15 protein-coding genes are annotated in these 16,095 nt (G+C 35.2%); all 15 read right to left on the bottom strand.

Features of this window, described 5'->3' with window-relative positions; all coding sequences use genetic code 11:
• Positions 1-5: 5 nt before the first annotated feature.
• Positions 6-350 (bottom strand): PTS sugar transporter subunit IIB, encoded by a 345-nt coding sequence (locus tag MKY45_RS03490; protein ID WP_212928694.1) that lies wholly within the window; start codon positions 348-350, stop codon positions 6-8.
• Entirely contained in the window at positions 340-684 is a 345-nt protein-coding gene (locus MKY45_RS03485) for a PTS lactose/cellobiose transporter subunit IIA (RefSeq protein WP_212928695.1), read from the bottom strand. The genes MKY45_RS03490 and MKY45_RS03485 overlap by 11 nt, the downstream gene beginning before the upstream one ends.
• Positions 685-699: 15 nt before the next feature.
• Positions 700-2,721 (bottom strand): BglG family transcription antiterminator, encoded by a 2,022-nt coding sequence (locus MKY45_RS03480; protein ID WP_341172520.1) that lies wholly within the window; start codon positions 2,719-2,721, stop codon positions 700-702.
• Between the two features lie 537 nt (positions 2,722-3,258).
• Entirely contained in the window at positions 3,259-4,140 is an 882-nt protein-coding gene (locus tag MKY45_RS03475; protein ID WP_341172519.1) for an aldose 1-epimerase family protein, read from the bottom strand.
• A gap of 775 nt (positions 4,141-4,915) precedes the next feature.
• Positions 4,916-5,740, bottom strand: a complete 825-nt coding sequence (gene rhaD, locus MKY45_RS03470) for a rhamnulose-1-phosphate aldolase (protein WP_256705653.1) — start codon at positions 5,738-5,740, stop codon at positions 4,916-4,918.
• A gap of 60 nt (positions 5,741-5,800) precedes the next feature.
• Positions 5,801-6,430 (bottom strand): dihydroxyacetone kinase subunit DhaL, encoded by a 630-nt coding sequence (gene dhaL, locus MKY45_RS03465; protein ID WP_256705652.1) that lies wholly within the window; start codon positions 6,428-6,430, stop codon positions 5,801-5,803.
• Positions 6,427-7,428, bottom strand: a complete 1,002-nt coding sequence (locus MKY45_RS03460; protein WP_256705650.1) for a dihydroxyacetone kinase subunit DhaK — start codon at positions 7,426-7,428, stop codon at positions 6,427-6,429. The genes dhaL and MKY45_RS03460 overlap by 4 nt, the downstream gene beginning before the upstream one ends.
• A 373-nt stretch (positions 7,429-7,801) precedes the next feature.
• The gene (locus MKY45_RS03455) at positions 7,802-8,005 is read right to left on the bottom strand and encodes a hypothetical protein (protein WP_256705649.1); all 204 of its coding nucleotides are present in this window, start codon (positions 8,003-8,005) and stop codon (positions 7,802-7,804) included.
• Positions 8,006-8,032: 27 nt separating this feature from the next.
• Complete coding sequence (locus MKY45_RS03450) at positions 8,033-9,391, bottom strand: PTS galactitol transporter subunit IIC (protein WP_256705648.1); 1,359 nt, start codon at positions 9,389-9,391, stop codon at positions 8,033-8,035.
• Between the two features lie 54 nt (positions 9,392-9,445).
• On the bottom strand, positions 9,446-9,733 hold the full coding sequence (locus tag MKY45_RS03445) for a PTS sugar transporter subunit IIB (RefSeq protein ID WP_341172518.1): 288 nt from the start codon (positions 9,731-9,733) through the stop codon (positions 9,446-9,448).
• Positions 9,734-9,760: 27 nt separating this feature from the next.
• The gene (locus MKY45_RS03440; RefSeq protein WP_341172517.1) at positions 9,761-10,240 is read right to left on the bottom strand and encodes a PTS sugar transporter subunit IIA; all 480 of its coding nucleotides are present in this window, start codon (positions 10,238-10,240) and stop codon (positions 9,761-9,763) included.
• Positions 10,241-10,276: 36 nt separating this feature from the next.
• Positions 10,277-11,296, bottom strand: coding sequence for a zinc-binding dehydrogenase (locus tag MKY45_RS03435; protein ID WP_341172516.1), 1,020 nt, complete (start codon positions 11,294-11,296; stop codon positions 10,277-10,279).
• Positions 11,297-11,329: 33 nt separating this feature from the next.
• Positions 11,330-13,402 (bottom strand): BglG family transcription antiterminator, encoded by a 2,073-nt coding sequence (locus MKY45_RS03430; RefSeq protein ID WP_341172515.1) that lies wholly within the window; start codon positions 13,400-13,402, stop codon positions 11,330-11,332.
• 637 nt (positions 13,403-14,039) lie between these two features.
• The gene (locus MKY45_RS03425; protein ID WP_341172514.1) at positions 14,040-14,843 is read right to left on the bottom strand and encodes an inositol monophosphatase family protein; all 804 of its coding nucleotides are present in this window, start codon (positions 14,841-14,843) and stop codon (positions 14,040-14,042) included.
• A gap of 197 nt (positions 14,844-15,040) precedes the next feature.
• Positions 15,041-16,093 (bottom strand): galactitol-1-phosphate 5-dehydrogenase, encoded by a 1,053-nt coding sequence (locus MKY45_RS03420; protein WP_341172513.1) that lies wholly within the window; start codon positions 16,091-16,093, stop codon positions 15,041-15,043.
• Positions 16,094-16,095: the final 2 nt, after the last annotated feature.

Here is a 16,095-nt window from a genome sequence, read left to right as displayed (position 1 = left end):
TCCCCCTATTTTTCAGCAGACTCTAATTTCATGATAATAGCATCTTTCAAAATATTCCCGCCATTAACAGTTCCGTAATCTTGAGTATCAATAACTTGAATAGGTTTCTCCACTTCATCAGCTAGCTTTTTAAGTTCAGCAAATTTATGCTTAATTTGTGGACCTACCATAATTACATCGAAATCCTCTATATATTCCTGTATCTCTCCAGCTGGATGCGCCTCAATCCGAATATCAACGTTTTTTAATTTTTCACTTTTCACTGCAATTTCTTTCATTTTGGTTACCATTACCCCTGTTGAAGCACCTAGATTACAAACCAATAAAATATACAATCTATCAATATTCATATTCTGCTCCACCTTTATTTTCAATTTGTTTTTTTAAATCTACATACATAGATATCATTTCTTCCACCAGTGTCATCATTAAAATGGTATTCATTAATGTATCTTGAGCATGAATGAGTAAAACCGAAAAATCAGCAGTTTCTCCTTGTGCCTCTTTAACAATTAAGTTAGTTTGTACATCATGAGCCTCATTTACTTGTTTTTTTGCTGTATTAATTAATACTTCTACTTGTTGAAAGTTACCTTTTTTCGCCATCTGTAAGGCTTCAATCAACGTTGAAAATGCATCTCCTGCTAATGAAATAATTTTGAAAGAAACTTGTTCAGTATTCATTAAACTCCACCTTTTTTATACAATTGTTGCTTTTACAAGCTGATAGATTTCCTGTTTGGACCTTGCTTCTGTAAGCAAGCGAATTTTTTCTGAATTCAGTGCTAGTTGCGCAAGTCTCTCTACTAACAGATATGCCTCTTTCGATTGGAAAGCCATGGTAAAAATGACTTGTACGGGGACATTATATCGGTCATAGAAAGAAACACCTTTATTTAAAACAGTTACTCCTAAACTATCCTGTAATACACCATCTTCCGGCCCTGCATGTGCTAAAACTACACCAGGTGCGACCGTCATATAAGAACCATATTTTCTAATGCTTTTCATAATATTTTCATAATATCTCGGTTCAATACAATCCATTGCTATTAAATTGTCAGTACCAAGTGCAATTGCTTGCCGCCATGTATTTGCCTTTTCACCATAAACAACTGTTTCTGGTGAAAAAATAAAATCGGGAACAACTTCTCTACTGGCTTCGTATTCATCATTAGTGAGTACCTCTAGTAAATCCGATTCCAGTTTGCTTAGATTAGTAATATGGCCATTATCCATCATAAGCTGTATGATTTTGCTAAATTTATTTAACGGTTGAATGGATTGAACTTTCATTTTCAGCTGTAAATGCTTTTGAAGTAATTTGATATCATCCAAATAAAGGTAACTATTAATACGCAGAATTTTTTCGGAACGAATATCTGGAATATTTACCGTACTCAGCACATAATCATATTTTTCTATCGTTTCCTTATCAAGTAATCTAAGTGGCATGGTATCAATTCGTTCGAATTCGAACATTTTCTTTATTTGCGCTCCTATCATACTTGCCACGGCTGTTCCTTCTACACACACAATAAGAATAGCCGGTTTTGTCTTTTGATTTGTTTTGAACTTCTCCATTTCAGAAAAAAAATAGATGGCAAGAAAGGAAATTTCCTGATTGCTCACAGTTACTTTAATAATCGGCTCTAATTCTTTGCAAATTTGGGACGTCACAAGAAATATTTCATGATTAGTTTTCATAAATTGTTCAAATATGGGGTTTTCAATTGTTATATTTTCTCGTAATCTTTTTACCATGAATATGACATGATTCTTAATTTGCTCTAAAAACTTACTATTTCCCTTAAAGAAATCTACTTTATATACCTCTCCTACTTTTTTGCAGAGTTCTCTTGTAAATAATTCAATTTCCTCTTCCTGATTCTTACTGTCTGATTGCATAACACTATTAAGTAGGATTTTTAAGCTGTTTTTGTATTTTGGCTCTATTTTAGATAATGCATTTGATATATTTTCAAAGTCTCCTTCTACTCTAGTAACAATTTTAAATAACAAAGCTAAAAGTGTGAGATATGTTTGGTCATCCATGCCTCTATTTAAATTAGTCTCCAGCCGATGACTGATTTCAACTGCTCTCTGTAAATACTCATATTCAAATAAATTATAAAAAAACAATTCACCATGTTTCGAAACAATCCTGTCATCATTAATAAAATTATAAAATTCTCTAATATTAATGCTGCGAATCAGTATCTTAGCAAAAGTAATGCACTTCAATAATGTATCACCAGTGATATAGTGACCTTTTCTTTTTTTATGCTCTAAGTTTAAATCTTCTAGAAAAACCTCCCCTTCAATAGCTCTTATATGATTTAAGATTGTTGTTCGAGAAAGAAAAAGGACTTCTTCAAAATAAGCGGTTGGAATGACCTCTTCTGAAATTAACATTTTCAGCTTCAAAAAATTCTGGATTTCTTCTTGTGAATACTGATATTTTTTTGGCGTCATACGCTGTTTAAATATAGACAATATTGGACGAATACTTTTCTTTTCAACTAAAAATACTCCTTTACGCGGATGTCTAGTCAAAGGTTCAAGCTTATTTTCTTCCATGAATCTATCAATTTTGCTCAAACTATAACGTACGTTTCTCTCATTAGTTTCTACTTGTTCGGCAATCTTTGCTATATTCATGTAACCATCTTGCATAAGCAAAATATCAATAATCTCTATACATCGCTGATCCAATTTCATCTGTATTCACCTCCTCTTTCTTATCTCTTTCCAAGTATAATAATTTAAAAAAACGCTTTCAATAAAGGTTATAACACTTTTTGTCGTAGAATCACCGTCAAAAGATAACTATGTAAAGATTTCTCAACTAACAAAAATGAAGTGTCTTACACCTCGACACGCAAAAATAGCTCTTCCAATTTTATTATTTCTAATCTAAAAAGCACATAAAAAATGAGCCTTCTAAAGAAGACTTTTTAGAAAATAAATCTATTTGTACCATTTTCATACTGTATTCAATACATATATTTTTATAATTTAAGAGCAGTTTAGTAAAAAAATTTTTTTATTTTCAATTTATAATTTTATATTGATAATGGCTTGATTCCACTAAAAACCATACTTATTTGAATTATAAAATGCTTGAAATCAAAAAAGCATAGGAACTTATACATTATAATAGTTCATATGCTATGCTTTTGATAATGTAAATTTCTATATAATAAATTCTTCATTCAAAATTTGTAAATATACAGAATTGATAACCTAACCAAACAATTATTTAAATTTCATCATATACGCCTTCTGAAATACATCACCAGCTTCTAACCGGTTAACACCAAACTTCTCTTTAAAGTCTCCCGTCGTATCATGCATATCCGCAATACCACACCAAGGCTCGATACAAACAAATGGTGCAATACTATTATTTTCTTCATTATATTTAGACCAGATTCCTACAAACGGAAAGTCTGTAAATTCAACATCTACGCCACGATCAGATTTTGCTGAGACAAGCTCGATACGATCGATATGACTGTATATCATAGCATCCTTTGCAAACAGCTCTGGCTGCAGTGTTATGTCTGGAAGCTGATTACGGACTCCTTTCTCATGAACCAATGCATTTTCCAAGCCATATTCCATTACCTCTTTATTTGGAGCAGGAGTAAATTTCAATTGGTAATCCTCTAATCCTTCATTTTCTAAAAGCGGGATTCGAAAAGCGGGATGAGCGCCAATTGAAAAATACATTTCCCCGCTATTTTTGTTTTCTATTTTCCAATCAACGGAAAGCGAATCCTGGTTGAGGGAATAAGTGATTGTTGCTTTAAATTCATATGGATAAACTTCTTTAAAACGTCCATCCGAAGCTGCCTCAAATGCAACATGCTCTGCCGAATGTGAGCTTAGTTCAAAATCAACATCTCTTAAAAATCCATGCTGAGACATGTCATATGTTTTTCCGTCTAATTGATATTGGTCTCCTTTTAAACGCCCAACAACCGGGAATAATACCGGTGAAACACGTCCCCAATAGGCACTGTCTCCCGTCCACATATAGCTTAAGTTATTCTTTTTATGCTCGACAGCCCGTATTTCAGCGCCATTACTTTCTATTTCAACTTTTAACCAATCGTTTTCTATGATTTGTTTCACTGTGGTTCATCCTTTCTGGAATTAAAGAGTTGATGGAGAAGTGGTTATATACTTTAATCTTAATGTTTGGGGAGCGGGGTGTCTAGTTTGGCTTTCCGTTATATACTTTCTTGTTTTCTTAACCAATAGTAGACTTAAGTTCTTTTTAACCTTTAATTAAATTTTTCAGTATTGATGAATCTATTTGAAACGAACAAAAAATACAGATAAATCCAGCCGTTCTCCTTTATATTATAGATAGGGGACTATTTTCTTTACCTTTCTTCTATTGTTCATTGTAATGTGTAACCAAATTTAGTTGGCAGTTGATATTTTGTATTTTTATTTCCTTATTATCTACGAGATTTGAAAAGAGACCTTAAATGTCATTACATTCAAAGTCTCCTAACTTTTCACCTTCTACCTCATAAAAAATATAGCATAATATTTTTATCATTAATATCTTTCCAATGATTACGAGTAACGATATTTATCCTCCTCCATCACTTTCCAGATAAGTAGTTGTTATGAATTTTTCTGTGAACAATTTAGGTTAGACTAACATAAATTTCTCCACTGCTTAGAATAAAGAATTTTCATCTTAATCAGTATTCTTGGTACATTAGACAAACGATTATTTATTATCAAGATATTCTAATATAATAATACAAAAGCCCTTCCAAGCAATATCTATTAAAATTCTCCTGATTCAAGGCTTTTCAAGTACTATTTCAACATCTCATAAACCAATTTTATATTTAAATCTCTTTGACAACTAACACCCTATCAAAGATCATTATACGTTCTTCTTAATAATTCCTTCTCTCGGCTTTAAGTTGAATGCATAAGCTAATTCCACAATTTGCTCCTCTGTCATACATTGTTTCGTTTTTCCCTCTGTTAGAATGTATACTTGTGCAGCTTTTTCAACAGTTTCAATTAATCCTAATGCTTGGTCAATAGATTGTCCACATGCCAGGATACCATGATGCGGCCAAAGAACAATACGAAACTCTTTCATCTTCATTGCTGATTGCCAGCCGATTTTCCCATTTCCACATACCATCCATGGGAGTAAACCAATTCCTTCTGGAAAGACAAGAACACACTCAGAGTTTAGTGACCACATCGTTTTAATAAAGGCATCCTGTTCTAATTCGTGTATAAATGTCATCGCAATAGTATATGTTGGATGGCAATGAAGGACAATTCTGTTATCTGGGTCTACTTGTAGTCTTTCATTATGGCAGAGAAGATGTGTCGGAAGTTCGCTCGTTGGCTGTCTTTCTTCTCGAAATCCCCAAATAATCTCATAGGTACTTCCTTCTTCATTAAGATGAATAATTCCCAAATGCACCTCTGGATCATGCTTTATATTTCTGAAAGGACTCCCCGAAGCAGTAACCAGGAAAAATTGATTCCCAAGTTCGGGACAGGGCTTTTCAAATTTATACTTTCTAGTTACTCCCCATTCTTTTCCTATATATGCTTCTACTTCTTGAGCGGTCATTCTGTAGCTTAAATTACCAGCATGATTCTCTCCCCAACCTAGTTTATAAATGGCACTGCAAACATTGATAATTTCTTCCATAAATGGCGTTTTTAAAATTTGTTTTTTCAACACGCTACCTCCTACAAGAAAATTTAGTATTCTTAATAACTACTTCTACTTACTTAAACTTTATTTAGAAAGATAGTTGTACATTGCTTTAAAAATTAATGACACAGTTGTAGCACCAGCATCTTCTATACCAATAGAGCGATCATAAAGAAATTTTGCCCGGCCGTGCTTTGCTGGATATTCTTTTGTTTTTTCAACGCCGTCTTCAGCTGCTAAAAATGCTGATTTAAGCGCATTTTTTAAGCTACTATCTTGATTTTTTTCTAATGCGATTACTGCAGGTTCATAAGCATCAACCATTGTTTTATCTCCCAATTTTGCTTTCCCCTGAACCTTCACTTTTTCAAGCCCTCCACGCATAATAGATGTTAGCGATCCTATATTAAGGGTTTCTAAGTCAGTTAGAGCACTTCCTCCAAGGAACATTGACGAGAATATGATACCTGATGCTCCACCCATAGAATGAAGCATGGACATTCCAGTATCTTTAAACACATTATTCACTGTAGAGTACGTATTATCATTAAGCGTTTCCTTGACGGAAGTAAAACCTCTTGCAATACCAAATCCATGATCCCCATCACCAATTTTCCCATCAATTTCACATAGCATTTCCTTCGACTCAATCAAATTATCTGCAACAAAAATCAACATATCCCGCGTTTCTTGTACAGTTAATTGTTCCATCATTCAGCACCTCTTCTATAGAAATAAGGAGTATAAGCAGGTTCATTATATAGGCTCTTCAACTCGTTATCTAACTTCATTACAGATATAGATACTCCTGCCATTTCCAAAGAAGTACAATAAGAACCAATATTTGTATCATATATATGAATATCTTGTTTTTTTAACAGCTTAGCGACCTGTCGATAAACAATATTTAATTCTAATATTGTTGTCGCTCCTGTTCCATTCACCAGAACTACAACTTCATCGCCACTCTGCAGATTTAAGTCATTAACAAGTCCTTCTACTATTTCAGCAACAATTTCGTTCGCTGTTTTAAGTTTTTTTGTCTTAATCCCTGGTTCACCATGGATACCCATACCAAATTCATACTCGTCTTCTCCAATAGTAAAATTAGGTTTACTTCCTGGAAGGGAACAAGGTGTTAAGGCAATGCCCATTGTGCGAGTAAGACGATTTGCTTTTTCAGCTAAATTCTTTAATTCAGCGAGTGAACATCCCTTTTCAGCAGCAGCGCCAGTGACTTTGGTAATTAACAAGAGACCGGCGACTCCTCGACGTTCTTCCTCTTGCCCTTTTGGTGCTGAAGCTACATCATCGGTTACTAATGCAGTTTCTACTTTTAAATCTTCATAACCGGACAATTCAGAAGCCATTCCAAAATTCATCGTATCTCCCGCGTAATTAATAACAAGACAAAGTGTACCTTCATCCGTATATGAAGACTTAATCACTTCTAAGATTGTTTGGGGATCTGGGGAAGCAAACACACTGCCTAAAGCTGCTCCATCTGCCATACCTTCTCCAACTAAACCAAGAAAAACAGGTTCATGACCACTTCCACCACCTAAAACAATACTGACTTTTTTATTATTTTTAACCTTACGAATAACTCCATTAACACCGTTTACTTTTTGATGCGTACGATGATTCGCAGTTACAAAACCTTCCAAACTTTCCAAAACGACATCATCAACTTCATTAATTAATTTTTTCATTTTTAGTATCATTCCTTTCGCTGTGTACAAGGCACAAAATTAACTGAAAGTAATTCTCTCTCCCCTAAAACTGTTATCCTATAATCGAGCAGGCATATTACAGAGCACGTGGAGATGAGGTGTGTAGTTATTAAATGAAAACTGCCCGCATTTTAAAATGTGTCGTTTACATTTTTAAATTACAAATATGTGTGCCCGTACTCGAAAACTAATCCTCGCATTAACAGTCCCTATTTATTAGGAGATAAACGATCAATGTCTACTCTATCCACTATAAATTCAAATGAAGATGGGTTATGTTAAATCTCATTCATTCTTCTTGGTGTGGTATGGATTAGGTATTTTCCATCTGGTGTATTCCTCTCTTTTTTGGTTAAGCCATTTCTTTAAGTTCTTTTCTTACTTCCTTTGCGCTATACCTGGAAGGCAAACCTACATCATCCAAGTATCTTGTCAGTCCTAGTGCAATGACGAAAGAACAAGCCCCCAATAACATATTCCAGCTTAGAATACTGACGATTAAAAAAATGATACTTAAACCTAAAAAGAAGAAAAAAACCGCTTTTTTTATCCACATAACAATTCTCCTTTACCGATAAATTAATTAATCTTCAACACCTAATTCTTTCTTTATTTCCAAATCTTCTTTCCTTATTCCTTTGAAATAATAAATCGCAAAACCTACTGTTATGATAAATAAAACAATCCCAACCGGTGTAAATAACGAAAATTCTGCAATAATGTATCTCAATTCAGATATATCCATTCCAAACCAAGCAAGCATTTGCCCTTGAGGCACTTCCACTCCTCCAGTAGCATTGGCAAGTGCAGTGAAATGTGGAGCAAAATAAGAAGCTACATACAACTGCATTGGAATACCTATAATTGTCCCAATTGCCATTTTAGGAAGGTTCCCCATTGTAAGATAAAAAAGTGGAACAACCATACATATGTTCATCAGCCCTCCAAAAGGAAGTACAAGATTGCCAGGTAGTATTAAAGAGTAAACTAAAATAATCGGTATAGTCAGGATCATAATCAACCAATGTTCGGAACGTCCCGCCATAATAGGCCAGTCCAGACCAATTGTAAAAGCACGATTGCTGAATCGTTTTTTCATGAAAGCAGTTGCTGATTCACTAACAGGAGTCAGTGCTGTTGTAAAGAGTTTTGCAACTAATGGAAATAACATCAAAGCTGCTCCAGCTTGTACTCCAAGCGTAAGAATCGACCTGATATCATAACCTCCAAAAGCGCCAATTAAACATCCAATTAGAAAGCCCATTACATGCGTCTCTCCAAAAATCCCTATCTTATCACGCAGCTTTTGTGCATCAAAGTTGAATGTACTTGGAAATACTTTATCCATAACCTTTACAAATGGATAAAGCCAAATCCCAGACAGGAACATTGGGTGAGGCATAGATACTCCTGGAATTCCAGTAAGCTTCTGCAAACGATATCTCGTATAGTCTGCATTTTTTAATTCAAGTATAGATTGAAGTGTTGCAAATAATAACCCTAGCCAAGCATACCCTGATACATATGCAACTAAAAAAGCAGTACACACTTTATTTCCTACATTCCACATATCCACGTTTACGCAGGATGTCCAGCGAAAAGATAACATTAAGATATTTACCAGAATTTGAATTGGAAACATTAAAAACGCAAATTCCCATGTCCAAGCAAGACCCAAAGCTGGCGGCCACCCCATATCAAGCGCATCCAGCTGTATACCGGTCAATTCAACAAATGATCGAGAAGCTTCTCCAACATTTGCAATCATAAAGTCTACTACGATATTAATTCCTACCAGAGCTACTCCCAATGTCAAACCGGCTGAAAAGGCCCGGCTGAATTTCATTCGAAAGATAAGACCGAGAACGGTCAAAATAATAGTCAAAAATACAGGCGCTCCCATATCAATTAAACCTTGAAAAAAAACTTCAATATACCCCATACTTATCCTCCTTCTATATAAATAAAGTCATTATGAAATATCCCATAAGGAAGGTTATGAATTTATCACTTCAATTATTTTTTCTAATTCTTCTTCTGCACCTATCCCCGTTAAAAATGGAATACCACTGAATACTGGAATCTCATATTTCCCTTCCGGTTCTTGCGTAATTGAGACATAAATATCTGAACTTTTAATATAAGTTGGAATCGAATTAATATTAATTGCTTCGATACTCGCTTTATTACCTAATCCTCTCTCTTTTAATAGATTTTCCAACTTGACCGCAACCGTTTGTGAAGTAGCGATTCCTCCGCCGCAAGCTACAATAATTTTTTTCATTTTTCTTCCTCCTCGTATTTTTCGTTATTATATTATTTCCATCTCATGAATTGCTTGAAAAACAGTATCTAACAATTCCTTTTTACTACTTGCTTTTTGTAAATCCTTCATTACGTCTTCCATTGAAAATAAGCTGATTAACTTTTGAATAACCTTTAAATGATCTTGGCTTCCATTAAGCGCAAGCATGAAGACCAAGTTAACTTCCACTTCAGTATTTGCATTACCCATTTCGCGAAATGGTACAGCTTTCTTTAATCTGGTGATACTAATACATGATTGATTAACATGCACTACATCTGTGTGAGGAATTGCTATTGACATCACTTTCGTAGGCAGTCCTGTCGGAAATTTATGTTCACGTTCGATAACAGCTTGTCTATAGGTGTCTTTTACTAAATTTCTTTTTTCCAGATGATCTACCATTTTTTCCAGCAACTCATCACTTGATTCCGCTTCAAAATCAAAATGCACTAACTGTTCATCAAATAACTCTAATAAGTTCACACTTCACCATCTCCCATTCTTATCTCTTAACTTTTTCTAATACACAATACAATTCTTAATAACTTCGCCTCTGGCATGTTCAAGAATTGCTTGTTCGGTCTGTTCAATTGGATATTCATTCTCCACAAAATCGCTCGCTTCAATAACCCCCATTTTTAATAGTTGAAAAGCTGCCTTAACATGAATAGGTGTCGTATGAAAAACTCCTTTTACAGTAATCTGTTCATAATGAAGCCTTGTACAATCGAAGGTTACTGTTGTATCCTTTTTTGTGCCGCCAAAGCACAGAACCGTTCCGCCGGGACGTACCATGTCAAAAGCCATATTCCATACAGCAGGCACACCGGCTGCTTCAATAGCTATATCTACACCTCGTTCATCCTCAGTTAATTTACGGACTTCTTCCACTTGATTAATATCTTCACTTACTTTAACTGTTTCCAACGCTCCAAGTTTCCTCGCTTTTTCCAGACGATTGTCTTTCATATCACATGCAATTACATGTGCTCCGCGCAAGTAGCATAAACGAATAAACATGAGTCCTATTGGTCCACAACCATTAACAACTACTGTGTCACCTAATTCAATTGGAACTTGTGAGGTGCCATAAACAGCGCAAGCAAGCGGTTCCATTAATGCAGCTTGTTTATATTCCATATCATCTGGAAGCTGAAACATATTTTCTTCAACAATATTCTTGGGAATAAGTTGATACTCTGCATAGCTCCCTAAGTTAGAAGGCAAATCTTCACACATAGAATGCTGTCCTTTCTTGCAGTAGTAACATTTATGGCATGGAGCTGTATTATGAGCAACTACCCGGTCACCTATTTTAAATTTTGTAACACCTTCACCAATTGCATGTACTACTCCTGCTGCTTCATGGCCAATAAGATGTGGAGGATCGTATCGATACCCTCTCATATACATCTTTGCATCCGTTCCGCAAGTTAATGTAACCAAGTTTTTGATAACTACTTCTCCATATTTTGGTACAGGAATTTCTGTTTCTTCTAACCTTAAATCTTGAATACCATGATAAACAATTCGTTTCATTTTTTAGTCCTCCTTTTAATTTAAATACTATTCTTATAGCTGAAGCTTTTCTTGATTGGAATAATCTTCTAAACAATGATAAATATCTTCTACACGTACAGCTTTAATTATTTCTTCTATTTCCGGCTTTAACTCTGAAAGCTTGGATATTTCCAAAAGGGCACGTAAATGTTTTTTCTTATCTATTGGCGCAATAACAACAATGAGTCTTATTGATTGATTAGATGATATGTTTACTCCCTGCTGAAGCTTCAGCATACTCATCCCCAAATCGTTAACCCCATCTTCTGGCGTAGCATGGGGTATTGCAATATCTGTTCCATAAACAATATAGGGTCGATTAATATCATGCAGTTCAATCATCTTCTTAATATACTGTGGTGTAATAATTCCTTTTTTCAAAAGAGGTTCTGCAGCAGTTTCTATCGCTTCTCTCCAAGAACCTACTTCTGACCTGATTATGATATGATCCGGTTGCAGCAATTCAACCAGCCTAGGCTGTTCCTCCTCATATATAGCTGTCTCATGCAATTGTTCACGCCGTAAATACACACTTAATTCCCGTTTTAATTTTGATTCGTTTTGAATATCAGTATTGTTCCCTACAATCTTTATTAATTCTTCTATATCTATGGACTGAGGGGTGAACCCATAGACTGTTTGCATTACCTGACTGCGTAATTGTTTTTTCACTTCATTTGATATAAAAGGCTCAACAATAAACAGTTTTTTATCTGTATCCAGATAAACAGGAGAAAATACAATATCATACTCTATATCAAATTTACGGAACTCTCTTATTGATAACGCCTCTAAAAATACAAATTCTGGAAATAACTGATTTAATGTACTTTTCATCAACTTGGAAACAGATACGCCATTAGGACAAACTACGATTGCTTTTATACGATGACGAAGCGAATCTCCTTGTCTTTCCATCCAGCCTCCAATCAAAATGGTAAAGTAAATGCTCTCCGATTCCGGAATGGAACAGCCAATTACTTTTTCTAAAGATGGGATTGATTTCTTTACCAAATGGTGCAGTTCCTTATATTCATCTTGAAATACTTCACCAAAGTATTTTTCATCTACTTTATGGTTTTGAGTCAGGCCAAATTTGATTCTATAGTACGCTGGCTTCAAATGAAGCCATAATTTCTTCAAGAGTTCTTCTCTATCCAGAAAAACAGTACAGGAAATATATTCAAAATTCCGAATCATTTGACGTAATCCTTTCATCATCACAGTATCTGTTGACCAATCCGGTTCTGTAGAAAAAGTCAGATTTGCCGTAAGGAGTTGAAGTGTCAAAAATGATAAATCTTCATTTGAGATAAGCTCTTCCATTTCTAATAAATCCAGAATAATGTTATAAACATTTTCTTGAGAAAAATCAATTTCATCATTATTAAGCATATTTCCTCGTCGAATCCTTCTGATTATGCAAACAAATACATAGGGAAGCAAGTTATGCTTTTCATCTGTAAAACGGAGTTGCATTTTACTTTCACAATGCTCAACAATTCCTTGCATTCTATTTATTTCTTCTTTTGCTAGATGTCCATATATTTCTATCCATAGTGATCCATTAGATATTTTTTGTATTCGGTCAATCACTTCCAGCAAAAGGCGACGTATATTCCATTCATCACCTTTAATATCATATCCTTCAACTCTGGAATAATGGATTTGCAAATTATAAAAACTAACTATCTCCTGCGCTTTCTTTAAATCAGCTAATATTGTATTCTTACTCATCTCAAGCTCAGATGTTAAATGGAGAAGTGAAATATCCCCCGTTTTAGTCAATAATATAAAACAAATAAGAAGCGCCCGTTCTTCAGAAGAGAAAATATAGTCTGGAGTTAACTCTTTTCCTTCTTTCAAGAGCAACATCTGGTGTTTAGGATCACCTACAAAAAAACCTCTTGAGTCTTTTTTTATCAGCGGGAATTCATTATCTTCGAGCCAGTCATTTATTTTTTTTAAACTGTAGTCAATTTGCCCCCTGCTTAACCCATATTTCCTAGATAGATCCTTTACTTTAAGGCCGGAGTTCACAAATATTTCTTGAATTAACGCCTTACTACGATCGTCTAGGTGCATATGTTCATTACCTCCTTTCTATATTTATATCGTATCACGAACTAACTCATCTAAGAATGCGCTTTCATCCCAACTTTTTTGAACTCCCATCAAAAAAACTGTGACTAAGACAGATAAATCTAATCTTTCATTAGGTATTTTCGTCTTCTTTTTCAAGGAAGTATATGTGTGTCAATCGTTGCCCCAAGTAAAATAGTACAATATCTAAAAGATAGGTCATCAAGGTTATTATAGTATGAATTCCTATAATTAAATAAAAGGTGCTAGAGATAGCATTTAATATATTTGTTTTTTGGGAAAAGTCGGATGGATATATATTTTTTCAATTCATAACTGTAACGTAGTATATAATCTGCAATTTTTTGTTCTTGTATCGAAAAGTTCCAATAATTATTTTGTATCGTCATTAATAGATTCGTTTTTTCATCCTTTGTTTTTGTATACCTTTGATTCCTCAAATATATTTAACCTGACTAATAGCTGTATATTTCAAGTCCCAAATTAGACATATACACTTATGCTTTATATTTGATTAGCAAGAATCTTCGAGTTTACTTTAACTGCTTAAGTATATAAAAATGAAAGAAGAATCTGCTCCAACACAGATTCTTCTTTCACAAAGTAAAAAATACTTCCATTAAAAACCATGTATAGAAGCAAAGATTTCCTTCCATTCCTTATCAATCTTTCCATTCGTACAGGTGAAATGCGGAAACTCAAACCGAACCTCACTCCCATCCAATTGATAAACGCTTCCCCCTGCTTCCTCAACAATCAATCGGCCGACAGCAATATCCCAAATATTTACTCCCCATATCCAAACCGCATCCAAACGTCCAGCAGCAACATAAGCACACTGTAAGGCTGCTGAACCCAAAATACGGATGTCCCGAGTAACCGGCGTTATTTTTACATAGTCTTCCAAGCCATGATAACGAGCACTAGTATTATTAGCTGGAAGACCTGTGGAGACAAGGCTCTCAGATAGATAACGATGCTCGCTGACACACATTGCTTCTCCGTTCAATGTCGCACCTTTTCCACGTTCAGCGACAAACAATTCTTTTGCAACAGGGTCATAAATAATGCCATAAGCTGCTTCTCCTTTACAATACAAGGCTACGGAAATCGTATATCCCGGCAGCCCATGGACATAATTGGTTGTGCCATCAATTGGATCTATTACCCATAGATTCGGATGTGATGCAATCATTTCAAGCATTTTATCATGTCCGATTTCATCTACTGTTTCCTCTCCCAAAACAGCATGATCAGGAAAGTTCTTTTTTATTTCCTCTGTAATATATTTTTCTGTTTTCTTATCCATTTCTGTAACTAAATCAATATCGCTTGCTTTTGTTTCGACGGTGAAATTTGAATTCATTTTATTTACTAGGTTTTTCCCGGCTTCTATGACAACTTCATGGATTCTTTCAAACATTAAATCACCTTTCCTTTTGAATATCCTCTTTAAAGAATATTTTCATTTTAAAGAAACTGTATTTTGTTAATTCCTCGATGATGCTTTACATAGTATAGTGCTCACGGGAAATAGACATACCCACCATAAATAAAAAAAGCAGTGAAATAAAAATCAAATTTCTACTTCACTACTTTTCTCTCATATCATCTATCCACTTACTTCCCTAATTCAAACAAAACCTTCATCGTCTTTTCTTTACCGCTAATTATTTTTTGAAAAATATCCGGCCCTTCTTGTAAAGGCAAGTAATGAGAAATCATCGGTTTTGTACGCAGCTTTCCTTCTCTAAGAAATTGAAGGGTGGTTGTAAATTCTCTGCCTGGAAATGGTGCAGATACCGCATTCCATGATCCACGTACCGTTAATTCCTGTCTGACAATCCGTTCAAAATAAAATCTTTTCAACGCAATATCACTGTACGGAATGCCAAGGTATAAAACCTCTCCGCCTTTTTTGGGAGCTGCCAATACCTCTTCAGAAGTTTGAACGGAGCCGGCAGCTTCAATAGCTAAGTCGACGCCAGTTTCATCCATCAATTGCATTAATTTTTCATAAGTGGAAACACTTTTGCCAGGCTGGATAACCTCATCCGCTCCCAGCTCTTTCGCTAATGTGAGTTTATCTGAATCAATATCAATGGCTGCCACTTTATCTGCACCAAATAATTTAGCCCACTGACAGGCAAGTAAACCAATGGTGCCGCAGCCAAAAACAGCCACTGTCTTTCCAGGCTGCAGCCGGGTTTGGAAAAGCCCGTGCAGCACAACGGAGGAGGGTTCTATCAAAGCCGCTTCCTCAAAAGAAACATTATCCGGCAATTTTAATACATTCTCTGCGGGCACTTTTGTATAGGAGGCGAAACAGCCGGGCTGTTTCGCCCCTATTACGAGTAAATCGGGACATGCTGCAAAATATCCTGACTTGCATGCTTCGCATTCCCCGCATGGTACTTGGGGACATACCGCAACGCGATCTCCTGCTTGTATATTCGTTACCTTGCTTCCTGTTTCCCTAACAACACCGGAACATTCATGTCCAAAAATATTTCCCGGGGTCAGCGGGCCAATCTTCTTGTATCGAGATAAATCGGAACCGCAAATTCCCGCATACTTCACTTCTATAATCACTTCATCTGCTGCTTGTATCTCTGGTTTATCTTTATACTCGTAACGAAGGTCTTCCATACCGTAAAAGGTTAAAGCTTCCATTT

The organism is Oceanobacillus sp. FSL K6-0251, assembly GCF_038004725.1.
Lineage (GTDB): Bacteria > Bacillota > Bacilli > Bacillales > Amphibacillaceae > Oceanobacillus > Oceanobacillus oncorhynchi.
The sequence above is the reverse complement of the archived record's forward strand: the minus strand, read 5'-3'. Positions and strand labels throughout refer to the sequence as shown.